This is a genomic window from Pseudomonas sp. B21-015 (genome assembly GCF_024749285.1).
Taxonomy (GTDB): Bacteria; Pseudomonadota; Gammaproteobacteria; order Pseudomonadales; family Pseudomonadaceae; genus Aquipseudomonas.
Genome location: NZ_CP087196.1, coordinates 1,323,149 through 1,343,649, shown reverse-complemented (window position 1 = coordinate 1,343,649; position 20,501 = coordinate 1,323,149). Strand labels below are relative to the sequence as shown.

The 20,501-nt window shown below is 60.7% G+C and carries 20 protein-coding genes; 5 read left to right on the top strand and 15 right to left on the bottom strand.

Going from position 1 to position 20,501, the window contains the following annotated elements; all coding sequences use genetic code 11:
- Positions 1 to 110: 110 nt before the first annotated feature.
- The gene (locus LOY38_RS06220) at positions 111 to 3,182 is read right to left on the bottom strand and encodes an efflux RND transporter permease subunit (protein WP_258699259.1); all 3,072 of its coding nucleotides are present in this window, start codon (positions 3,180 to 3,182) and stop codon (positions 111 to 113) included.
- A gap of 6 nt (positions 3,183 to 3,188) precedes the next feature.
- Complete coding sequence (locus LOY38_RS06215; RefSeq protein WP_258699258.1) at positions 3,189 to 4,289, bottom strand: efflux RND transporter periplasmic adaptor subunit; 1,101 nt, start codon at positions 4,287 to 4,289, stop codon at positions 3,189 to 3,191.
- Between the two features lie 93 nt (positions 4,290 to 4,382).
- Here LOY38_RS06215 and LOY38_RS06210 point away from each other — a divergent pair, with 93 nt between their 5' ends.
- Positions 4,383 to 5,027, top strand: a complete 645-nt coding sequence (locus tag LOY38_RS06210; protein WP_258699257.1) for a TetR/AcrR family transcriptional regulator — start codon at positions 4,383 to 4,385, stop codon at positions 5,025 to 5,027.
- A 120-nt stretch (positions 5,028 to 5,147) separates the two neighbouring features.
- Here LOY38_RS06210 and LOY38_RS06205 read toward each other — a convergent pair whose 3' ends face one another.
- Positions 5,148 to 5,930 carry a class I SAM-dependent methyltransferase gene (locus tag LOY38_RS06205; RefSeq protein WP_408980567.1) on the bottom strand — a complete coding sequence of 261 codons (783 nt, stop codon included), beginning with the start codon at positions 5,928 to 5,930 and terminating at the stop codon, positions 5,148 to 5,150.
- Between the two features lie 93 nt (positions 5,931 to 6,023).
- Between LOY38_RS06205 and LOY38_RS06200 the strand changes: the two genes are divergently transcribed.
- Positions 6,024 to 6,644, top strand: coding sequence for an energy transducer TonB (locus LOY38_RS06200; RefSeq protein WP_258699256.1), 621 nt, complete (start codon positions 6,024 to 6,026; stop codon positions 6,642 to 6,644).
- Between the two features lie 3 nt (positions 6,645 to 6,647).
- Here the strand turns inward: LOY38_RS06200 and LOY38_RS06195 are convergent, their stop codons facing one another.
- The 7 genes from LOY38_RS06195 to ppc form a co-directional block, all read right to left on the bottom strand.
- The gene (locus LOY38_RS06195; RefSeq protein WP_258699255.1) at positions 6,648 to 7,343 is read right to left on the bottom strand and encodes an extensin family protein; all 696 of its coding nucleotides are present in this window, start codon (positions 7,341 to 7,343) and stop codon (positions 6,648 to 6,650) included.
- 2 nt (positions 7,344 to 7,345) lie between these two features.
- The gene (locus LOY38_RS06190; protein WP_258699254.1) at positions 7,346 to 8,167 is read right to left on the bottom strand and encodes an oxaloacetate decarboxylase; all 822 of its coding nucleotides are present in this window, start codon (positions 8,165 to 8,167) and stop codon (positions 7,346 to 7,348) included.
- A 104-nt stretch (positions 8,168 to 8,271) separates the two neighbouring features.
- Positions 8,272 to 9,132: a DUF72 domain-containing protein gene (locus LOY38_RS06185; RefSeq protein ID WP_258699253.1), complete on the bottom strand. Its 861-nt coding sequence runs from the start codon at positions 9,130 to 9,132 to the stop codon at positions 8,272 to 8,274.
- Positions 9,132 to 9,437, bottom strand: coding sequence for a hypothetical protein (locus tag LOY38_RS06180; RefSeq protein WP_258699252.1), 306 nt, complete (start codon positions 9,435 to 9,437; stop codon positions 9,132 to 9,134). The genes LOY38_RS06185 and LOY38_RS06180 overlap by 1 nt, the downstream gene beginning before the upstream one ends.
- A gap of 247 nt (positions 9,438 to 9,684) precedes the next feature.
- Positions 9,685 to 10,359, bottom strand: coding sequence for a tRNA (adenosine(37)-N6)-threonylcarbamoyltransferase complex dimerization subunit type 1 TsaB (tsaB, locus tag LOY38_RS06175; RefSeq protein WP_258699251.1), 675 nt, complete (start codon positions 10,357 to 10,359; stop codon positions 9,685 to 9,687).
- Between the two features lie 93 nt (positions 10,360 to 10,452).
- Positions 10,453 to 11,100, bottom strand: a complete 648-nt coding sequence (gene adk / locus LOY38_RS06170) for an adenylate kinase (RefSeq protein ID WP_258699250.1) — start codon at positions 11,098 to 11,100, stop codon at positions 10,453 to 10,455.
- 288 nt (positions 11,101 to 11,388) lie between these two features.
- The gene (gene ppc / locus LOY38_RS06165) at positions 11,389 to 14,019 is read right to left on the bottom strand and encodes a phosphoenolpyruvate carboxylase (RefSeq protein ID WP_258699249.1); all 2,631 of its coding nucleotides are present in this window, start codon (positions 14,017 to 14,019) and stop codon (positions 11,389 to 11,391) included.
- Between the two features lie 217 nt (positions 14,020 to 14,236).
- Here ppc and LOY38_RS06160 point away from each other — a divergent pair, with 217 nt between their 5' ends.
- The 3 genes from LOY38_RS06160 to LOY38_RS06150 all read left to right on the top strand — a co-directional run bounded on the left by LOY38_RS06160 (position 14,237) and on the right by LOY38_RS06150 (position 16,203).
- A complete protein-coding gene (locus LOY38_RS06160; protein WP_258699248.1) occupies positions 14,237 to 14,581 on the top strand; it encodes a pilin assembly protein in 345 nt (114 codons plus the stop codon).
- Positions 14,582 to 14,944: 363 nt separating this feature from the next.
- On the top strand, positions 14,945 to 15,358 hold the full coding sequence (locus LOY38_RS06155; protein WP_258699247.1) for a DUF4398 domain-containing protein: 414 nt from the start codon (positions 14,945 to 14,947) through the stop codon (positions 15,356 to 15,358).
- 56 nt (positions 15,359 to 15,414) lie between these two features.
- Positions 15,415 to 16,203, top strand: a complete 789-nt coding sequence (locus LOY38_RS06150; RefSeq protein WP_258699246.1) for an OmpA family protein — start codon at positions 15,415 to 15,417, stop codon at positions 16,201 to 16,203.
- Between the two features lie 72 nt (positions 16,204 to 16,275).
- On the opposite strand, the gene LOY38_RS06145 is transcribed toward LOY38_RS06150, so the two are convergent.
- The 5 genes from LOY38_RS06145 to LOY38_RS06125 all read right to left on the bottom strand — a co-directional run bounded on the left by LOY38_RS06145 (position 16,276) and on the right by LOY38_RS06125 (position 20,412).
- Positions 16,276 to 16,605, bottom strand: a complete 330-nt coding sequence (locus tag LOY38_RS06145; protein ID WP_223486535.1) for a hypothetical protein — start codon at positions 16,603 to 16,605, stop codon at positions 16,276 to 16,278.
- The gene (locus LOY38_RS06140) at positions 16,602 to 17,516 is read right to left on the bottom strand and encodes an alpha/beta hydrolase (protein ID WP_258699245.1); all 915 of its coding nucleotides are present in this window, start codon (positions 17,514 to 17,516) and stop codon (positions 16,602 to 16,604) included. The genes LOY38_RS06145 and LOY38_RS06140 overlap by 4 nt, the downstream gene beginning before the upstream one ends.
- Before the next feature lie 150 nt (positions 17,517 to 17,666).
- The gene (locus tag LOY38_RS06135; protein WP_258700668.1) at positions 17,667 to 18,917 is read right to left on the bottom strand and encodes a flavohemoglobin expression-modulating QEGLA motif protein; all 1,251 of its coding nucleotides are present in this window, start codon (positions 18,915 to 18,917) and stop codon (positions 17,667 to 17,669) included.
- Between the two features lie 62 nt (positions 18,918 to 18,979).
- Positions 18,980 to 19,534, bottom strand: a complete 555-nt coding sequence (locus LOY38_RS06130; RefSeq protein WP_258699244.1) for a hypothetical protein — start codon at positions 19,532 to 19,534, stop codon at positions 18,980 to 18,982.
- A gap of 161 nt (positions 19,535 to 19,695) precedes the next feature.
- Entirely contained in the window at positions 19,696 to 20,412 is a 717-nt protein-coding gene (locus LOY38_RS06125; RefSeq protein ID WP_258699243.1) for a TetR/AcrR family transcriptional regulator, read from the bottom strand.
- Between the last annotated feature and the right edge of the window lie 89 nt (positions 20,413 to 20,501).

The following is a 20,501-nucleotide window of genomic DNA, read 5'->3' as shown; positions in this document are numbered from 1 at the left end:
ATCTTCTGATCTTGATCCTCATATGGATTTCAAGATCAAAAGATCGCAGCCTTCGGCAGCCCCTACAAGGGAATGCGGTGAGCCAAACCACGAGGTCGAGGCCGCCAAGATCAAACGGGCTCTTTCTTGACCCTGAACCACGCCGCATACAACGCCGGCAAGAACAGCAGCGTCAGCGCCGTCGCCACAATCAGCCCACCCATGATCGCCACCGCCATCGGCCCGAAGAACACGCTGCGTGACAGCGGGATCATCGCCAGCACGGCAGCGAGCGCAGTCAGCACAATCGGCCGGAACCGCCGCACCGTCGCCTCGATGATCGCCTGCCACGGTTTCAGCCCAGCGGCGATGTCCTGCTCGATCTGATCCACCAGAATCACCGAGTTACGCATGATCATCCCGGACAAGGCGATGGTCCCGAGCATGGCCACAAAACCGAACGGCTGACGGAACACCATGAGGAACAGGGTCACGCCGATCAATCCCAGCGGCGCGGTCAGAAACACCATGACGGTGCGTGAGAAACTGCGCAGTTGCAGCATCAGCAACGTCAGCACCACCACGATGAACAGCGGCACGCCGGCCTTCACCGAGTTCTGCCCACGGGCCGAGTCCTCCATCGTACCGCCGACCTCCAGCAGATAGCCGTCCGGCAGTTCGGCGCGAATCGGATCGAGGGTAGGCATGATTTGCTGCACCAGCGTCGCCGGCTGTTCCTTGCCATAGATGTCGGCGCGAACCGTCACGTTGGGCAGGCGATTACGGTGCCAGATGATGCCTTCTTCGAAGCCATATTCCAGCGTTGCAATCTGCGACAGCGCCACGCTGCGACCATTGTCGGTCGGCACGGCCAGGCTTGGCAGCAATGCCAGTTCGGTGCGCTCATGCACCGTGCCGCGCAGCAGGATCTCGATCAATTCGTTATCTTCGCGGTACTGGCTGACGCTGGCACCGGTCAGCGAGCTTTGCAGGAAACCCGAGAGGTTCGCCGTGCTCACACCCAGCGCTCGCGCGCGGTCCTGATCGACATTCAGGTAAACGACTTTGCTCGGCTCTTCCCAGTCCAGATGCACATTGACCACATGGGGATTCTCGCGAACCTTGGCCGCGACTTTGCGCGCCAGGGCGCGGACGTCCGCAATGTGTTCACCAGTGACCCGGAACTGCACCGGATAACCAACCGGCGGGCCGTTCTCCAGCCGCGTAACCCGCGAGCGCAGGGCCGGGAACTGTTCGTTGAGGGTTTCGATCAGCCAGGTGCGCAGGGTTTCGCGGTCTTCGATGGTCTTGGCCAGGACGACAAACTGGGCGAAGCTCGCTGCCGGAAGTTGCTGATCCAGCGGCAGGTAGAAACGCGGCGAACCGGTGCCGACATAAGCCACATAGTTGTCGATCCCGGCGTGATCCTTGAGCAGCCCCTCGAGACGTTTGACCTCTTCTGCGGTGTTGCTCAGGGACGCACCTTCGGCCAGTTTCAGGTCGACCATCAGTTCCAGCCGCCCCGAAGCCGGGAAGAACTGCTGCGGCACGAAACGGAACAGCACCACGGACGCGACGAACATCACGATGGTCAGGACGATCACCGTTTTGCGCCGGCGCACGCACCACTCCACCAGCCGTCTGACGCGCTGATAGAACGGCGTGCCGTAAGGGTCGGGCTGGCCGTCGCCGGTGCCGTGTTTGGCGGCGTGAATTTTCGCCAGGTCCGGCAGGAGTTTTTCCCCCAGATAAGGCACAAAAATCACGGCGGCAACCCACGACGCCAGCAGCGCGATGGTCACCACCTGGAAGATCGAGCGGGTGTATTCGCCAGTGCCCGATTGCGCGGTGGCAATCGGCAGGAAACCGGCGGCGGTGATCAGCGTACCGGTGAGCATCGGGAACGCGGTGCTGGTCCAGGCATAGCTGGCGGCCTTGATCCGGTCGAAACCCTGCTCCATTTTGATCGCCATCATTTCCACGGCGATGATCGCGTCGTCCACCAGCAAGCCCAGCGCCAGCACTAGCGCGCCGAGGGAAATCTTGTGCAGACCTATCCCTAAGTAATACATGCAGGCGAAGGTCATCGCCAACACCAGCGGAATCGCCAGCGCCACGACCATGCCGGTGCGCACGCCGAGGGAGAAGAAGCTCACCAGCAACACAATCGCCAAGGCCTCCACCAGCACTTGAACGAACTCGCCGACACCGGTTTTCACCGCGGCGGGTTGATCGGACACTTTGCGCAGTTGCATGCCGGCCGGGAGGTTTTGCTGGATCCTGGCGAACTCGATTTCCAGCGCCTTGCCCAATACCAGAATATCGCCACCGTCCTTCATGGCCACCGCCAGACCGATGGCGTCTTCGGCCATGAAGCGCATGCGCGGCGCCGGTGGATCGTTGAAACCGCGACGAACGTTCGCTACATCACCGATGCGGAACGTGCGATCAGCGACGCGGATCGGGAAGTTCTTTATCTCGTCGACCGCCTGAAAATTCCCCGAGACCCGTAGCTGCAAACGCTCGCTGGTGGTTTCGAAGAAGCCTGCGGTAGACATCGCATTCTGCTCTTCAAGCGCCTGCTGTACCGCCGCCAACGGCAACCCGAGGGTGGCCAGTTTGACGTTGGACAGTTCGATCCAGATTTTCTCGTCCTGCAGACCGAGCAGGTCGACCTTGCCCACATCCTTGACCCGTTGCAGCTGGATCTGGATGCGGTCGGCGTAGTCCTTGAGCACCGCGTAATCAAAACCGTCGCCGGTCAGGGCGTAGATGTTGCCGAAGGTGGTGCCGAATTCATCGTTGAAAAACGGCCCCTGGATGCCCGGTGGCAGGGTCTGGCGGATGTCGCTGACCTTCTTGCGGACCTGATACCAGAGGTCCGGGATTTCTACCGAATGCATGGAGTCCCGAGCCATGAATGTGACCTGGGACTCCCCCGGGCGGGAGAACGAGGTGATCCGTTCGTACTCGCCGGTTTCCATCAGTTTCTTTTCAATACGCTCGGTGACCTGGCGCGACACTTCCTCGGCCGTGGCCCCCGGCCAGTTGGTGCGAATCACCATGGCCTTGAAGGTGAACGGCGGGTCTTCGCTTTGGCCGAGTTTGGTGTAGGACAACGCGCCGACGACAGCCAGCAAGAGCATCAGGAACAGTACGATCTGGCGGTTACGCAGCGCCCATTCGGAAAGATTGAAACCCATCGGGGATTACTCCTTGTGCGCCAGATTGACCACGCGGTTGGAGCGATCCACCGGGCGCACTTGCTGCCCGTCGTGAAGCACATGAACACCGGCGGCCACCACCCAGTCGCTGGCGTTCAGGCCTTCGAGCACCGGCACGGTTTTCTCGCCGAATGCACCGACCCGCACCGGGGCTTTTTTCAAGGTGTTGTTGGCGCTGACCACCCACACATAGGTGGCACCGTTTTCCGCAGTGACCGCCGACAGCGGCACCGACAACGCCACTACTTCGGCGGTCTGGATAAACACCCGGGCGCTCTGGCCCAGCTCGGCGGGAACCTTGCCGGCGGTAAAAGCGATACGGGCGGCGAAGGTGCGGGATTTGGGATCGGCGGCGGGCGACAGTTCACGAATGCGTCCGCTGAAACGTTGATCGGGTTGGGTCCAGAGTTCCACCGAAACCGGCTGACCGACCTTGAAGCGGCCAAAGCTCTGCTCCGGCAGGCTGATCGACACTTCGCGTTCGCCATCGGTGGCGAGGGTAAACACGGTTTGCCCGGCCGCTACCACTTGCCCGACTTCAACCGCACGCTTGGCCACTACGCCATCCTGCGGCGCACGCAGCACGGCGTAACTGGCCTGGTTGGTCGAGACATTGAATTCGGCTTTGATTTGCTTGAGACGTGCTTCACCGGAACGGTAGAGGTTTTCCGCATTGTCGTACTGCGAACGGCTGACCATCTGCCGCTCCATCAGCGTCTTGTAGCGATCACGCTCGGCACGCACCATGCTCAGATTGGCCTCGGCGGCCGCGACCTGGGCACGGGTGGCTTCCAGTTGCAGGCGTACGTCCTGAGGATCGAGCTCCGCCAGGGGTTGATCAGCCTTGACCCGCTGCCCCTCCTCGACCAGTCGTCGGGTGACTTTGCCACCAATGCGAAAGGCCAGATCAGGCTCATAGCGCGCGCGGACTTCACCGGGAAAACTTTCCATGGCCTGCGCCGAAGGCTCTGGCTGCACCACCATGGCCGGACGCACGGTGACTTGAGGCGCCTCTTCATGGCCACACGCCGACAATAAAAAAGCCAGACTGACCGGCAACGCGAGGGGCAAGGCATAGCGCAGCATGGTGAAGGACCTTTCGCTAATGGTGCTTGGAATAATTATACTGACCAGTATGTTATTAATAGCAAACTCACCAGTCCAGTATTAAAGCGAAAAATGTCAGACAATCTTTCAACACCCAGCGGTCCAGGCCGTCCCAAGGATCTGGCCAAGCGCCAGGCAATCCTCGATGCGGCGAAAATCCTGTTTCTGAGTAAGGGTTACGCCAACACCAGCATGGATAACGTGGCGGCCGAGGCCGGCGTGTCGAAACTGACGGTCTACAGCCACTTCAACGACAAGGAGACGCTGTTCTCCGCCGCCGTGGTGGCCAAATGCGAAGAACAACTGCCACCGCTGTTTTTTGAATTGCCGGACGGCATTACGGTGGAAACCGTGCTGCTGAACATCGCGCGCGGTTTTCATCAATTGATCAACAGCGACGAATCGGTGAACCTGCACCGGCTGATGATGACGCTGGGCAGCCAGGACCCGAAGCTCTCGCTGATTTTCTTCGAGGCCGGGCCAGAGCGCATGTTGCACGGCATGGAGCGGTTGCTGATCAAGGTCGATAAGAGCGGCGCGTTGAGCATCGATAAACCACGTAACGCCGCCGAGCACTTCTTTTGCCTGCTCAAGGGCGCGGGGAATTTCCGGTTGCTGTACGGCTGTGGTGAGCCGGTGACCGGGGATGCTGCCGAAGCCCATGTGCGGGAAGTGGTGGGGTTGTTTATGCGGGCTTATCGGCCGGGGTTAGCCTGATGATCGTTCCCACGCTCTGCGTGGGAATGCAGCCCGGGACGCTCCGCGTCCCTTTCGAAGCGGACGCAGAGCGTCCATTGAGGCATTCCCACGCAGAGCGTGGGAACGATCAGTATCGAATCAGGGCTTGAGCGCTTTCTTCGGATAAATGTCGTAGCGGCTGGACTTGCCATCCAGCGCATGACTCGGCTTCGGCCCGGCAATGCACGGCGCCTTGCGCGGGCGCTTGACCACCACCCGGTGACTGGCCAGGGCCAACGCCGCTTCGAGCAGGGCTGGCGCATCCGGGTCGTCGCCGACCAGCGGCCGGAACAGGCGCATTTCCTTCTTCACCAACGCGGTTTTCTCGCGATGAGGAAACATCGGGTCGAGGTAGATCACCTGCGGCGGCTCACCCTCCCAGTTGCGCATCACCTCGATCGAATTGCCCTTGAGCAAACGCATCCGCGCCACGATCGGCGCCACGTCGAAATCTTCCGCGCCACGCGCCAGGCCATCTTCAAGCAAAGCGCCGATCAGCGGCTGGCGCTCGATCAGGCTCATCTCGCAGCCCAGGCTGGCCAGTACGAACGCGTCCTTGCCCAACCCCGCCGTGGCATCCAGCACCCGCGGGCGCACGCCTTGAGCGACACCAACCGCCTTGGCGATCATCTGGCCGCTGCCGCCGCCGTACAACCGACGATGGGCCGCGCCGCCCTCGACAAAATCCACCCGCACCGGCCCTGGAGCGTCCGGCCCGAGTTGTTGCAGCTGCAACCCCTGCTCACCCACCTGCAAGGCAAACTCGCCGTCCTCCACCTGCAACGGCAATCCCAGGCGCTCGGCCCATTGCTCGGCCTGTGGCTGGAAAGTCGTGCCCAAGGCCTCGACATGGATACGGCAAGCCGCAGGTTGCTCAATCATGGGAAAACACGCTCAAAAAATTAATGATCGGCAAAAACGGCCGATAACCAAACTATCGAGCATTTTGCCAGAGCTGAGCGTCGACCGAGAGAAATGTCAGACATTCAACGCACATCGATAGGCTACATCTCGCCCCACGGCGATTTTGGCCTGCGAAATTCCCAAGCACTGAGCGGCGTCAGTCACCTGTGGCAGGATTTTTTTGCCCAGGCCCTGGCCGATCAGTCGGGCGATGTCGTGCCGGAGTCTCTCAACTTTCCGCCAGTCGATATCGACAGCCCGGTCGAACCGACCGTCGGCAGCGAGCTGCTGGCACACATCGTCTCTCAGCGTGAATGCAACGTCACAGAAACCCCGGTCCGCCCGCCAGAGCCACTGTTCCTGCCGATTGCCGAGTTCGAAATGGATTTGGCCGACAAGCCATTCCCACCGTTTCCAGCGGAAGAAATCGTCGCGCAACAGCAACAACAGGACTTCGAAAGCGGCTGGGTTCGCCCGATCGTGCTCACCGCCGGTCAACCGCTGCCAGAGCCAGGCACCGCACCGCAACCGCGTCCGCTGCATCTGCCGATCGCCGAGTTCGAACTCGACCTGCTGGACAAACCGTTCCCGCCGTTCTCGCCCGAGGAACTGGTGGAACAACAGAAACAATTCGATTTCGATAACGGCTGGGCTCGCCCGATCGTTCTGCAGAACCTGCGCATCGCCGCCTAACCCTCAGCGACACCGCCACCACGGCCCGACATCCACATGAAAGTGATTGCGATGGGCGGCGTTGTAGTCCGGGCTCAACACCACACTAAACATATCGCACGCGCCGTCGCGGACCTGATGGAGAAATCTCGCGTCCTGATTGTCCTTAGGCCAATCCTTGAGCACGCTGATTAATCGGCCGTCCGCCAGCCGGAATCCGCTGATATCCAGGGCATCGGCCGTGGCATGCTGGCTGCGTCTACCGTTTTCGCGGTTGTAGACGTTGCGACAGGCGAAGCTGCCGAGATGGTCGACCCGTTTCACCGCCTGCCCGTAGACCGCCTGAGCCGCCGGTTGCAGGGCGTGGCGATCGAACAAGGCGAACGCCACCGCCAGGCTGCAACTGGCGAGGAAACTGCTGCTCAGCGCCGCCTCGCCACCTTGCACGCGCAAGGTGTTGGTCAATGGGCAAGCCGCGTCCGGGCTGTCGGCCTGACGGCTTACACGTAACCCGGAGCTGCTCAGGGCCTGGTCGCACAACTGCGGATCATCGCGCAGACGCATCAGTTTGTAGCGAGTCAGCAGGTTCGGTTTGGCCTTTACGTCCAGCGGCGCCCATGGGTTCCATTGTGGGGGAATGGAAACCCAGCCGCGCCAGACGCTCAACCCGGCAGCGCCGATGATCAACAGCACCAGCAACAGCCCCCACCGAAACCGCATCGTCAGCCTTTGAACAATTGATTGGCCTTCTGGAACGGCATCGACCGGGAAGTGAAGCCAAAGGTCCCGTGTTGCTGGATTTCCTCTGCGGCGCGCAAGAACTCGCCATACGCCGCCAGCGCCAGGGCCGAACCGACACTGATGCGTTTGACGCCCATTTCACTCAACTGCGCCACCGTCAGTTTGAGCCCGCCGGACATCAGCACATTGACCGGTTTCGGCGCCACGGCGCGAACCACCGCCAAGACCTCTTCAGCGCTGCGCAAGCCCGGTGCGTAAAGCACGTCGGCTCCCGCCTCGGCGAATGCCTGCAAACGGCGAATGGTATCGTCGAGGTCAGGATTGCCGTGCAAAAAGTTCTCGGCACGCGCCGTCAGCACGAAGGGAAAAGGCAAACTACGAGCCGCCGCGACGGCCGCTTCGATACGCGCCACGGCATGTTCGAAACAGTAGATCGGGCCCTCCTCACGCCCCGTGGCATCTTCGATCGAACCACCGACGGCACCGGCCTGGGCGGCACGAAGAATACTTTGGGCGCAGTCGGCGGGGGCGTCGGCAAAACCGTTTTCGAGATCCACCGCTACCGGCAGATCAGTGGCCGCGACAATCGCCCGAACGTTCGCCAGGGTATCGTCGAGCGTCAACCCACCATCGGGGCGGCCTTGGGAAAAGGCACAACCGGCGCTGGTAGTCGCCAGCGCCTCGAAACCCAGGCTGGCGAGCATTTTCGCCGAGCCGGCGTCCCAGGGGTTGGGAATGACAAAAGCGCCCTCGCGTTCGTGCAGTGCTTTGAACGCCTGGGCTCGAAGGGTTTGCGCATCCATTGGCAGACTCCTGAAAAGGGGAAAACGAAGCTGATGCCAGTCAGTTAAACGCAATTCCACAGGTTTCGCGCCTTAACGGACTGACATCAGGGAACGAGGCCGCTTCAAAGCAAGCCAAGTTGCTCGGCGGCGGGTTCTCTGTATAACTCAGGCAGCGGCGGCAGGCCAGGCAAACGCAACATCAGTTGTGCATGAAAACGTTGTGCGAGTTTCGCTGCCAGCAGGTTGTCGGCGGTGTGCAAGAAGATATAGGGCGTGCGCCCCTCTTCGATCCAGACGGCGATTTTCTCGACCCACGGCACCAGGAACGGGTCGTTGGCTTCAAGCACAGGATGGCCAATGAAACGCACCTGTGGAAACTGGGTAAACGCAGCGGGGCGAGGCGGTACCCTGGGCTTTTTCGATTGGGCGTGGAGCACCGACGGATCGGTGGAGGTGCAGCTGAACAGCGCTCGCGGATCGAGACAGATGCGCTCGACACCACGATCCAGCAGCAGGCGATTGAGCATCCGCTCGGCATCGCCCTTGGCGAAGAATTCGTCATGCCGCACTTCGACCGCCAAGGGCCGGTCCACTGCATCGATAAAGCCGGCCAGCTCCGACAGTCGTTGAGGGGTGAAGCTTTTGGACAATTGCAGCCAGACGGGAGAAACACGCTCACCCAGAGGACTGAGCAATTGCAGGAAGGTCTCGGCGGCGGTCAGTTGATCGCGCAAGTCGCCGCTGTGGCTGATGTCGCCGGGGAACTTGGCGGTGAAGCGAAAGCGTGCGGGCATGGTGTCGGCCCAGCGCTGCACGGTGGCGGCAGAGGGGCTCGCGTAGAAGGTCGTATTGCCTTCCACGGCGTTGAACACTTGAGAATAAAGATTGAGAAACTCGGCGGGCCTGGCGTCTTGTGGATACAAGTACTCGCGCCAGGCGTTTTCACTCCAGGACGGGCAGCCGAGGTAGTAAGGCAGCGCCATCAGATGTACAGGTCGAGACCCAGTACATCCGCATCCCAATCGACAAAAGTGGCGGTGCTCAGGTAGCTGGCCAGTGCCATCGCCACGCTTTTGCTCATGGCGCGGTGATAAATCATGTCTTGTTGACGCGCGGGCAGATTGCTCAGGCGTTGCGCAGAGGCTTTGGCGGCACGGGCGGCCAATTGCTCTTCGGTTGGGAATTCCAGCTCGCCGTCGATATCGACGTAGTCGTCATCCGCCACAGGGCCTTTGCGGGGCTTGCGCTTGATGGGGTAGGACTGGGAGGAAAGGCCGTCTATACGCATAAGTGCATGCTCGGTATCGATGATGGCAGCTTAGTGGCACATCACCCACTTCGCAAACTGCCGAGTGATAACTAGAACACATAAAAGACAAAAGGTTTAAAAGCGCAGGAGAGAAAATGACGATTGGCACTGGCTGGTAGACCGCCATCGCGGGCAAGCCCGCTCCCACAGGATCTCCGCAAACCCTGTGGGAGCGGCGGTGCGGCGATCCGACTTGTCCGCGATTGGACCCGCTCGGTCTTGGGAATTAACGCGCTTTGGGCGTCGCGACTTTATCGCGCAGATACACCGGTTGCGCATCGTCAGCCACGATCGCTTCACCGCGTTCCCAGGCGAAACGCGCCAGGGTCAGCAGGTCTTCGGCGTGAGGCAGCATGCCCGCGTCCTGGCCGCTCAGGTTGACGGCAATGCGCTCGGCATATCCCCAACCGGTGCCCGCGCCGAACCATTCGCCACTGGCATCGGCCGGCAGCGCGGCGACTTCCGGCGGCAGTACCGCTTCGTTGCCCACCAGCCGCATCTCCCCCGCCGTTTCGCGGTAGCACCCCCAATACACCTCATCCATGCGCGCATCGATGGCCGCCGCGACCTGGCTGACACCGTGTTCGCGATGAGCCCGCTGGGCGAGTACCGCCAGATTGGAGACCGGCAACACCGGACGATCCAGCGCAAACGCCAGCCCCTGCACCACGCCGATGGCGATCCGCACCCCAGTGAACGCGCCCGGCCCACGGCCGAACGCAATGGCATCGACCGCTTGCAGGGTGGTCCCGGCATCGGCCAGCAGTTGCTGGATCATCGGCAGCAGCTTTTGCGCATGCAGGCGCGGGATCACCTCGTAATGGCTCGTGACTTTGCCGTCATGCAGCAAGGCAACGGAGCAAGCTTCGGTCGCGGTGTCCAGGGCCAGCAAGGTGCTCATCGATGTTTCCGTAAGAAAGGTCAGAAAAAGTGCGCCAGTATAAACAACTACGGCCCGCAAGCGGGCCGTAGAAGATGAAGCCGATCAGACTTTTCAGCTCAGCGCTTCAAGCACCTTGCCGGTGATCGCTTCTACCGAGCCAACACCTTCGATGTGGCTGTACTTCGGCTTGCCTTGAGCGTTGGACAGCTCCTGGTAAAACTTCACCAGTGGCTCGGTCTGGGCGTGGTAAACCGAGAGGCGATGACGCACGGTTTCTTCGGTATCGTCTTTGCGCTGCACCAGCTCTTCACCGGTGCTGTCGTCTTTACCGGCAATTTTCGGCGGGTTGTAGACGATGTGGTACACGCGACCGCTAGCCTCGTGAACACGACGACCGGCGATACGCTGGACAATTTCTTCGTCTTTGACGTCGATTTCGACCACGTGATCCAGTTCGACACCGGCCTTCACCAGGGCTTCAGCCTGAGGAATGGTGCGCGGGAAACCGTCGAACAGGAAACCGTTGGCGCAATCGGCCTGGCTGATGCGTTCCTTGACCAGATTGATGATCAGGTCATCGGAAACCAGACCACCGCTGTCCATGACGCTCTTGGCGATCAGGCCCAGCTCGGTACCGGCTTTTACGGCAGCACGCAGCATGTCGCCGGTAGAGATTTGCGGAATGCCGAATTTCTCGGTGATGAACTTAGCCTGAGTACCTTTACCGGCCCCGGGAGCTCCCAGCAGAATGACGCGCATCGATGTGCTCCTCAATTTTTTATATAGATAACGTCAGATTCGCCTCGTGGGGCCAATCTCAAAAATAGGATCGCGACCGCCCAAACGGCCAAAGGCTGATCAAGATACACAGCAGACCCTGCCCACACAAGCCGCCGAAAGTCGGAGAAACCCGCGCCTGAGGAGCCCCTGCGAAAGGGTAACCCAAGTCGCAACCCCATCATTAACTGTCGCGTGACAGACCTTTTCGACCGCTCGCCCGCAGGCACTCGACGCTCGCGCCGGGTGCCTGTCCCCACGACGAAAACCTTAGCCGGTATTTCGCAAACCGGCGGCAATCCCCGCCACAGACACCAGCAACGCCTGTTCTACCGGGCTGCCCTGCGCCTCATCCTGCTGCCGCGAACGGGCCAACAGCTCGGCCTGCAATAGATGCAGCGGGTCGAGGTAGGTGTTGCGCAAGCGGATGAATTCAAGGGTGTCTGGGCTGTGTGCCAGTAGTTGCGACTGACCCGTCAGCCCCAGGACCACCGAGCAAGCCTGCGACAATAGGTCGCGTAAATGCGCACCCAAAGGAAGCAGATCCGGCTCGACCAGGCGCTCATCGTAAGACCGGGCAATATCGGCGTCGGCCTTGGCCAGCACCATTTCCAGCATATCGATGCGGGTACGGAAGAATGGCCATTGCTCGCGCATCTGCCCCAGCAACGCCCCTTCGCCGCGCTCCAGCGCCTTGCTCAGCGCCGCTTCCCAGCCAAGCCAGGCCGGCAGCATCAGGCGCGTCTGGGTCCAGCCGAAGATCCACGGAATCGCGCGCAGGCTTTCGATTCCGCCGGCGCGGCGCTTGGCCGGGCGGCTGCCCAACGGCAAACGCCCCAACTCCTGCTCTGGGGTGGACTGGCGGAAATACTCGACGAACTGCGGGTTCTCCCGCACCACGGCACGGTAAGCCTTGACGCCATCGGCGGCCAATTCGTCCATCAAATGGCGCCAGGCAGGCTCAGGTGGTGGTGGCGGCAGCAAGGTCGCCTCCAGCACCGCCGCCAGGTACAGATTGAGGTTCTGCTCGGCGATGTCCGGCAGGCCGAATTTGAAACGAATCATTTCCCCCTGTTCGGTGGTGCGGAAACGCCCCGCCACCGACCCCGGCGGCTGCGACAGAATCGCCGCGTGCGCCGGGCCACCGCCACGGCCCACGGTGCCGCCGCGACCGTGGAACAACAGCAACTCCACTTGTTGCTCGCGGCAGATGTCGACCAGCCGCTCCTGGGCCCGATACTGCGCCCAGGCCGCCGCGGTAGTGCCGGCGTCCTTGGCCGAGTCGGAATAGCCGATCATCACCTCTTGTGGCCCTTGCAGGCGCGAGCGATAGCCCGGCAGCAGCAAGAGTTTCTCGATCACCGGGCCCGCGTTATCGAGGTCGGCGAGGGTTTCGAACAACGGCACCACGCGCATCGGTCGCAATACGCCGGATTCTTTAAGCAGCAGTTGCACGGCCAGCACGTCGGAAGCGGCACCGGCCATGGAAATCACATACGAACCGAGGGAAGCCCCCGGTGCCGCGGCGATTTCCCGGCACGTCGCCAACACTTCGGCAGTGTCGGCAGACGGCTTGAAGTACGCCGGCAGCAACGGCCGACGATTGTTCAGTTCGCGCATCAGGAAGGCGATGCGCTCTTCCTCGCTCCAGTCCTCATAACGGCCCAGGCCAAGGTAATCGGTGATTTCGGTCATGGCCGCCGTGTGGCGCGAGGCGTCCTGGCGCACATCGAGGCGCACCAGAAACAGCCCGAACGTCACCGCGCGGCGCAGGCAATCGAGCAACGGGCCATCGGCGATGACGCCCATGCCGCATTCATGCAGCGAGTGGTAGCACAGCTCCAGCGGGTCCAACAGGTCGCGGTTGTTTTGCAGCACATCGGCGGATGCCGGCGTGGTTGCCGTCAGGGAGGCGTGGGCCCAGTTACGGGTCGCTCGCAGGCGTTCACGCAACTGTTTGAGCACCGCGCGGTAAGGCTCGGCGCTGTCGCCAGCTTTGGCTTTCAAGGCGTCGCTGGCCTGCTGCATCGACAATTCGGCGGCGAGGTGATCGACGTCGCGCACATACAAATCGGCGGCCATCCAGCGCGCCAGCAGCAACACTTCGCGGGTCACGGCGGCGGTGACATTAGGGTTGCCGTCGCGGTCGCCGCCCATCCATGAGGCAAAGCGAATCGGCGCGGCCTCCAGTGGCAGGTGCAGGCCGGTGGCCGCATGCAGGGCCTGATCGGCCTTGCGCAAATAGTTGGGAATCGCCTGCCACAGCGAATGCTCAATCACCGCGAAGCCCCACTTGGCTTCGTCTACCGGCGTCGGCCGGGTGCGGCGGATTTCTTCGGTATGCCAGGCTTCGGCGATCAGACGCTGCAACCTGGTTTTGATCTGCTCGCGCTCGGCAGTCGTCAGGTCACGATGGTCCTGGGCGGCCAGTTGCGCGGCGATGGCGTCGTACTTCTGGATCAGTGTGCGACGCGCCACTTCGGTGGGGTGCGCGGTCAACACCAGTTCGATTTCCACCCGCCCCAGTTGCCGGGCCAGGGACTCGGCGTCATGCCCCGCAGCCAGCAGGCGAGCGAGCAGTTCCGGCAACACCCGGGCCTCGAACGGCGCGGGCTGCGACTCTTCGCGGCGGTGAATCAGCTGATATTGCTCGGCGATATTGGCCAGGTTGAGGAACTGGTTGAACGCCCGCGCCACCGGCAGCAACTCGCCTTCGCTCAACTGGTTGAGGCTGGCGCTGAGTTCGGCGTCCATCGAGCCGCGACGGTCGGCCTTGGCGCCCTTGCGGATTTGCTCGATCTTGTCGAGAAAGCCGTCCCCGTACTGTTCACGAATGGTGTTGCCCAACAGCTCACCCAACAGGTGAACGTCCTCGCGCAAGCGTGCATCAATATCGGTCATCAGCAGTTCTCCAGCGAAAATCCGGGCGGCTATGCTTTATTAGAGGCTCTGACATAGAGAGTGCCGTCGTAAAGCGGTTCTTACAAGCAGACGAAGGGACTTCAAACACAAGGCGTTGCAGTTAGTCTCAATAATAATGAGCCGTACAACGGCTTGCCGCCGGCCACCGCCGGACACTCACCCGGCCTGCCACGAGCAGGTGCGCAATGAGGTCACTATGAAAATCCGCGAGCTCGCCAAGCACTGGGAAGAAAACGCCAAGGGTCGCCTGACCGACACCGGCTACACGATTCGTCTGGACGTGGAAGCTGCCGCACGGCTGGCGGCGATTATCGAAATGTACCCTAAACGGCACCCCGAAGAACTGCTCGGAGAATTGATCGGCGCCGCCCTGGAAGAGCTCGAAGCGAGCTTTCCGTATGTGAAAGGGTCAACGGTGGTCGCCACCGATGAAGAAGGCGATCCGCTGTACGAAGACGTCGGCCCGACCCCGCGTTTTCTCGCCTTGTCCCGTCGTCATTTGCACGATTTGTCGAGCGATAACGACAAGCCAAAACACTAGAACCTGTGGGAGCGAGCCCGCTCGCGAAAGCGCTGGATCAGCCATCCTCAATGCTGGATTTACTGACGCTTTCGCGAGCAGGCTCGCTCCCACAGTTTGATTGCATCCCTCCTTCAAAACGGCGTATTCCCGGGTCATGAGACGGTCGGGTATACCGCTGCACATCACTAAAGTTCCCGTTTTAGAGCCCTGGCCACTCGGTCAACCTTTTTTCGGGCGACAGGCCATCTTCTCTGAACTTTTAAAAAACACCTGGGGTCAACCCAGTAACCATGCCTGGGACGGCCGTTTCAAAGTGCGCTGGAAATTGAAGGCTGCGGCTCCTTGTCCAGGATGGATTCAGATGTTTTCAGGAGTTATCCAATGGAGTTGAAGACCATGAAGACCAGCACCCCACCCTCCTCGTTCACCCACTTGCGCGGTCTCAAACTGGCTGCCCTGGCCATCGGCGGCAGCTTCGTTCTGGCCGGTTGCGCCGGTAATCCGCCGACCGAGCAATACGCCGTGACCCAATCGGCCGTGAACAGCGCCGTCAGCGCTGGCGGTACCGAATTCGCCGCAGTGGAAATGAAGGCCGCGCAGGACAAGCTCAAACAAGCCGAAATCGCCATGCACGACAAAAAGTATGACGAGGCCAGAATGTTGGCCGAACAGGCCGAGTGGGACGCCCGTGTGGCGGAACGCAAGGCCCAGGCGATGAAAGCCGAACAAGCTGTGAAGGACTCCCAGAAAGGTGTTCAGGAACTGCGTCAGGAAAGTCAGCGCACCGTGCAGTAAGCGCGCATCCCGATTTCCAGACCTGACACGCTTATCGATAAAAAGGACGAACCATTATGCGCAAACAACTGATGATCCCCGCCCTCCTGGCCGCAAGTGTTGCACTGGCTGCCTGCTCCACACCGCCTAACACAAACCTGGAGCAAGCCCGCACCAACTACGCTGGCCTGCAAGCCAACCCGCAAGCCAGCAAAGTCGCGGCGCTGGAAACCAAAGACGCCAGCGAATACCTGGACAAGGCCGACAAGGCTTACCAGGACAGGGAAGACCAGGCCAAGGTCGACCAACTGGCTTATCTGACCAATCAGCGTGTTGAAGTGGCCAAGCAGACCATCGCCCTGCGCACCGCTGAAAACAACCTGAAAAACGCCGCGGCACAACGGGCCCAGGCTCGTCTGGATGCCCGCGACCAGCAGATCAAACAGCTGCAAGACAGCCTGAATGCCAAACAGACCGATCGCGGCACGCTGGTGACGTTTGGTGATGTGCTGTTCGCCACCAACAAGGCGGACCTGAAGTCCAACGGACTGGTGAATATCAACAAACTGGCGCAGTTCCTTCAGGAAAACCCGGACCGTAAAGTGATTGTCGAAGGCTACACTGACAGCACTGGCTCGGAGTCGTACAACCAGTCGCTGTCCGAGCGTCGCGCGACCTCGGTGCAAGTGGCCCTGATCAAGATGAGTGTCGACCCTGCGCGCATCGTGGTCCAGGGTTACGGCAAGGAATACCCGGTCGCGGAGAACGCCAGCGTCTCGGGCCGTGCGATGAACCGTCGGGTGGAAGTGACCATCTCCAATGACAACCAGCCTGTCGTCCCGCGCTCGGCGATCAGCTCTAACTAAGAACCTGCGATAACGTAAAAGCCCCGCCTGAGTTGATCAGGCGGGGCTTTTTTATGCCGTCCTACGGAATGGTTACGGCTGCAGTTTCTGCGGCGTTTCCTGGCCCATGCAGCGCACGGCTTTTTTCTTGTTGTTGACCAATACGCCGGTCAGGCCTTTCTGCTCGGTGTCGAACATCACCAGCACGCCATCGATGCACTGGGCCACTTGCGGGGCCGGTTCCAGGGAGACCTTGTAGTCTTCGCCCGGCACGGTCTTGAGCATGGTGAAGTCGCTGAGCAGTAGCGCATCCTCGGGTTTGGCGAAGTGCAGGTAGCCGTACCACCACAGGGCCCCGACGGTGCCGAGGATGCTGCAAATACCGGTGATGATCAGCGGGATGGCGTTACGTTCTTCACTCATTGCGGACTCTCTGGTGGTTCATCTTCTGAATACGGGGGTGCCGGGTAATTGGGGATCTCACCCAGGCGGCGCAAGCCGTTGAAATGCTGTGGGTCTTCAAGGTAGCGCAGCATGACTTTTCGCCAGACCGGGTCGGCGAAGGTCTGCACATGACCGCCCCGGGTCAGTTGCAGCACTCGCGGCGGCGGCGCAGCTTGATACAGACGGATGCCGTTGGAAAGGGGCACCAGTTGATCATCGATACTGTGATAGATCAGTTTCGGTACGCCGTTGAGCTGCGTCATGGAATGGATCGCGCTGTCGCCGTCCGGCACCAACCAGGACAACGGCACCTGAAACGGCCAGGTCATCCAGGATGTGCTCAGGGCAAAACGCCCGACATCACGGTAGCTGGCAGGAACGCCATCGAGCACGAACGCCTTGAGTTGCCGCTGGCGCTCGGGATGCTGGGCCAGGTAATGCACGGCCATTGAACCGCCAAGGCTCTGACCGAGAAGGATCAACGGCTTGCCCTTGACCTCCGGCGCCCGGTCGAGCCATGTGAAGGCGGCGTCGATGTCCTGATAAATCGCCGGCAACGCCGGTTTACCTTCAGACAAACCGTACCCGCGATAGTCCACCAGCAACACTTGATAGCCCTGCTCCGGCAACCACCAGCTCGCGCCCAGGTGCCACGCCAGGTTGCCGCCGTTGCCATGCAGATGCAGCACCGTGCCTTTGACCTCGACACCTTTTTTCGCCGGCAGCCACCAGCCATGCAGCTTGAGGCCATCGGCGCTGGTCAGGGTGACATCGCGAAATTCGAGTTTGGCTTTTTCCGGGGTGAACGGCTGACCGGGCTCGGGGTAAAACAGCAACGAGCTGCAACCGCCGAGGGCCAGGAGCAGGCAAAAGATGCCGAGGATTCTCATCCGGTGAAGCCTCGCAAAAAATGGGGGATTGGAATACACCCCCCTGTGGGAGCGAGCCTGCTCGCGATGGCGGTGTGTCAGACAACATCGATGTTGAATGTTCAGCCGCTATCGCGAGCAGGCTCGCTCCCACAGGAGATTTCATCGTCGTTACAGGATATTGGAGTAATCCGCTTCGATCCGGTCCAGGCTCAGGTGGTTGAGGAAGTTGGAGAAGCACATCCACGCCGACAGCGCATTCATGTCGCGGAATTGGTCGGGCAGGTACTTGGGCGGCACCACCAGGCCTTCGTCCACCAATTGGCGTAAGGTCCGCATGTCTTCGAGCGTGGTCTTGCCGCAAAACAGCAGCGGTATCTGCTCCAGCTTGCCTTTACGCACGGCCAACTGAATGTAGTTGTAAACCATGATGAAGCCCTTGAGGTAGGACAAGTCTTTGGTAAATGGCAGACCGGTCGGCACCGAACCGCGGAAAACCCGACTGGCGTTGCCGTAACTTTCAGCCATTTCGAAGCCTTGCTCACGGAAGAACTCGAAGATCTGCAGGAAGTCCGCGCCCTCCTCCACCATATGAATGGCGCGGGTGCGGTTGGTGAGTTTGCGCAGGCGACTCGGGTAGGAGGCGAAGGTGATGATCTCCATCAGGATCGCCAGGCCTTCCTGGGTCACGGTGGACGACGGCGGGCCCTTGGACAGGAACGTACAGATCGGCTGATTCAGGCCGTTGAGCGTGGTGCCCACATGCACCAACCCTTCGTGGACTTCCAGCGCACGTACATCACGATCGTTGAACATCGCGTCGGCGCGGATCTTGATGTAGTCGGCACCGGCCGCCGCATCGGCGACGATCCCGTCGGATTCGAATACCCGAATGGTTTCCTCGTTTTCGCCAAACACCTTGTTCAACCGATGTTGCAGCAGGTTGACGGCTTCCTTGGCGGTGAGGATTTTCGGTTCGTCCTTGAGGTCGCCACGGCCGTCGATGTTGTTCAGGTAGTCGGAGAGCATCAGCCCCAGGTCGGCCAGGGTCGGGTCGCCGGCGTGAAACGCATCGGACGCCGCGCCATACAATTCCTGGGAAATCAGCCCGAAATCCTCGGTGCCGCGCGCTTCGAGCATGCGCACCACCATCCGGTACTCCTTGCACATGCGGCGCATGATCTGGCCGACCGGGTTGAACTGGCCGAGCTGGCGGGTGATGTCGCGCTCGATGTTCTGGAATTCCAGCTTCACTTTGCTGGAGTCGAACGACAGCGGTCGATTGAGGTAGTAATCGCGGTCCACGGCCGGCATTTCCTTGCCCTTGCCTTTGAGGAACCCCTTGCGAATGCTGTCATCCCACTTGACCGCATCCAGAACGCGAATCGGCGTCTGCGCCAGCACTATGCGATCGGACAACATGCGTATCGTCTGCTGGTATTCGTCCACCCGAAACTCCTGTAGTAAACCGTTACGTGCTGGGTTTATTTGGTTTTGGCCAGGCGCTGATAGCGCACCGCTTCGACGAAGACATCGGAATTGGCCGGGTCGTCGAGGTAGGCAAACACCTGATCCATGCTGTTGTTGACCAACATCCCGTCGCCGTCGTCGGTCTGGAAGCCTTCGCCGCTGAGGGCTTCTTGCCCCATGGCCTGCTTGATCTGCTCGAGGTCGAGGTTGTAGACCACCAATTCGTGCTTTTCGTTGAGTTCGAACCCGGCGATGGTGAAGTGCCCGCCGAACTGCGCCGGCACCTTCGCCGACAGGTACCAGCGATTGCCATGGCGCGACACAGTGAAGGGATAGGCTTCACGCTCATGGGGTTTGGCCTTGAAGTAGCTGACCGCCTGATAGTGGTTGTCACCGATGCGCGTCAGTTCCAGGTTCATCGGCTCGCCCCAGGCGTTGGTGCTGGTCCATTCGCCGAGCAGCCCTTTGGGCGCGGGCTCGCTGGCGGGCAATGGCTCCTTGAAGGTCACCAGGCAGCCACTGAGCAGCAGGAACGACAAGGCGATCACAACGACACGCCAGGCTTTCATTCAACACTCCCTATGAACACAACACCAACCTCAAGTGAAAGCCGGCCCCTGTGGGAGCGAGCCTGCTCGCGATGGCGGTGTGTCAGGCAACAGAGATGTTGAATGTCAGACCGTCATCGCGAGCAGGCTCGCTCCCACAGGGGTTAGCCTCCACTCAGGGGTTACACCGACGCCAGTACCAAATGCATGTAGCGGTTGAGGATGCCGAGCATTTCCTCTTCGGCAACAGGCTCGGCGTCGTTGAGCAGGCCCTGATATTCCATCCGTCCGATAATCGCCGTCAACACTTTGGCATCCTGTTGTGGCTCACGGGAACCCAATACTTCGAAAAGTTGGCAGGTGCCCTGCAGCAGAATTTGCTGATGGGAGCGCACCAATAACGCCAGACGCGGGTTGAGCAGCGCTTCCTGGCGGAAGGCTTGCTCGGCCATCAAGTGCTCGCGGCGATTGATCAATTGCCGATGAACATAGTCAGCCATCAGCCGCGCGATATCGTCCGCCAGTTGTGAGCGGGACTCGGGGGTGCCATCGCCGCTGACAACCATCTCGCGCAACAGGCCTTCGTTGCTGGCCCACAACCGGGCCATGAACGCCGCGCTGCGTTCCACGTATTGCGCGAAGGTATCGGTGAGCAGGTCATCGATGTCTTTGAAATAGTACGTGGTGGCCGACAGCGGCACACAGGCCTCGGCGGCCACCGCACGGTGACGCACGGCCCGCACGCCATCGCGCACGACAATGCGCATCGCCGCGTCGAGAATGTCCTGTCGACGCTGTTCGCTGCCCTGTCGGCTGGCCTTGCGGCCCTGGTACTGAACACTTTCAGCGACCGCAGTGGCGATATCCGCTGCACCTTCTTGAGCCATTGCACGATTCACGACAGGTATTCCTCTCTAAACGTCAAAAGTAACCAATTGATACGTTTGTACCAGACAGGCAATAAAAAGCCGCCTGTTATAGGCGGCTT

Coding starts and splice junctions, on each gene's coding strand:
- LOY38_RS06190 (WP_258699254.1), bottom strand. CDS start 8,167: ATGGATGCGCAAACCCTTCGAGCCCAGGCGTTCAAAGCACTGCACGAA.
- LOY38_RS06130 (WP_258699244.1), bottom strand. CDS start 19,534: ATGAAAGCCTGGCGTGTCGTTGTGATCGCCTTGTCGTTCCTGCTGCTC.
- LOY38_RS06135 (WP_258700668.1), bottom strand. CDS start 18,917: ATGTTGTCCGATCGCATAGTGCTGGCGCAGACGCCGATTCGCGTTCTG.
- LOY38_RS06220 (WP_258699259.1), bottom strand. CDS start 3,182: ATGGGTTTCAATCTTTCCGAATGGGCGCTGCGTAACCGCCAGATCGTA.
- LOY38_RS06155 (WP_258699247.1), top strand. CDS start 14,945: ATGGAGTTGAAGACCATGAAGACCAGCACCCCACCCTCCTCGTTCACC.
- LOY38_RS06145 (WP_223486535.1), bottom strand. CDS start 16,605: ATGAGTGAAGAACGTAACGCCATCCCGCTGATCATCACCGGTATTTGC.
- adk (WP_258699250.1), bottom strand. CDS start 11,100: ATGCGCGTCATTCTGCTGGGAGCTCCCGGGGCCGGTAAAGGTACTCAG.
- LOY38_RS06185 (WP_258699253.1), bottom strand. CDS start 9,132: ATGGCGCTGCCTTACTACCTCGGCTGCCCGTCCTGGAGTGAAAACGCC.
- LOY38_RS06140 (WP_258699245.1), bottom strand. CDS start 17,516: ATGAGAATCCTCGGCATCTTTTGCCTGCTCCTGGCCCTCGGCGGTTGC.
- LOY38_RS06205 (WP_408980567.1), bottom strand. CDS start 5,930: ATGATTGAGCAACCTGCGGCTTGCCGTATCCATGTCGAGGCCTTGGGC.
- ppc (WP_258699249.1), bottom strand. CDS start 14,019: ATGACCGATATTGATGCACGCTTGCGCGAGGACGTTCACCTGTTGGGT.
- LOY38_RS06200 (WP_258699256.1), top strand. CDS start 6,024: ATGTCAGACATTCAACGCACATCGATAGGCTACATCTCGCCCCACGGC.
- LOY38_RS06180 (WP_258699252.1), bottom strand. CDS start 9,437: ATGCGTATAGACGGCCTTTCCTCCCAGTCCTACCCCATCAAGCGCAAG.
- tsaB (WP_258699251.1), bottom strand. CDS start 10,359: ATGAGCACCTTGCTGGCCCTGGACACCGCGACCGAAGCTTGCTCCGTT.
- LOY38_RS06150 (WP_258699246.1), top strand. CDS start 15,415: ATGCGCAAACAACTGATGATCCCCGCCCTCCTGGCCGCAAGTGTTGCA.
- LOY38_RS06210 (WP_258699257.1), top strand. CDS start 4,383: ATGTCAGACAATCTTTCAACACCCAGCGGTCCAGGCCGTCCCAAGGAT.
- LOY38_RS06160 (WP_258699248.1), top strand. CDS start 14,237: ATGAAAATCCGCGAGCTCGCCAAGCACTGGGAAGAAAACGCCAAGGGT.
- LOY38_RS06195 (WP_258699255.1), bottom strand. CDS start 7,343: ATGCGGTTTCGGTGGGGGCTGTTGCTGGTGCTGTTGATCATCGGCGCT.
- LOY38_RS06215 (WP_258699258.1), bottom strand. CDS start 4,289: ATGCTGCGCTATGCCTTGCCCCTCGCGTTGCCGGTCAGTCTGGCTTTT.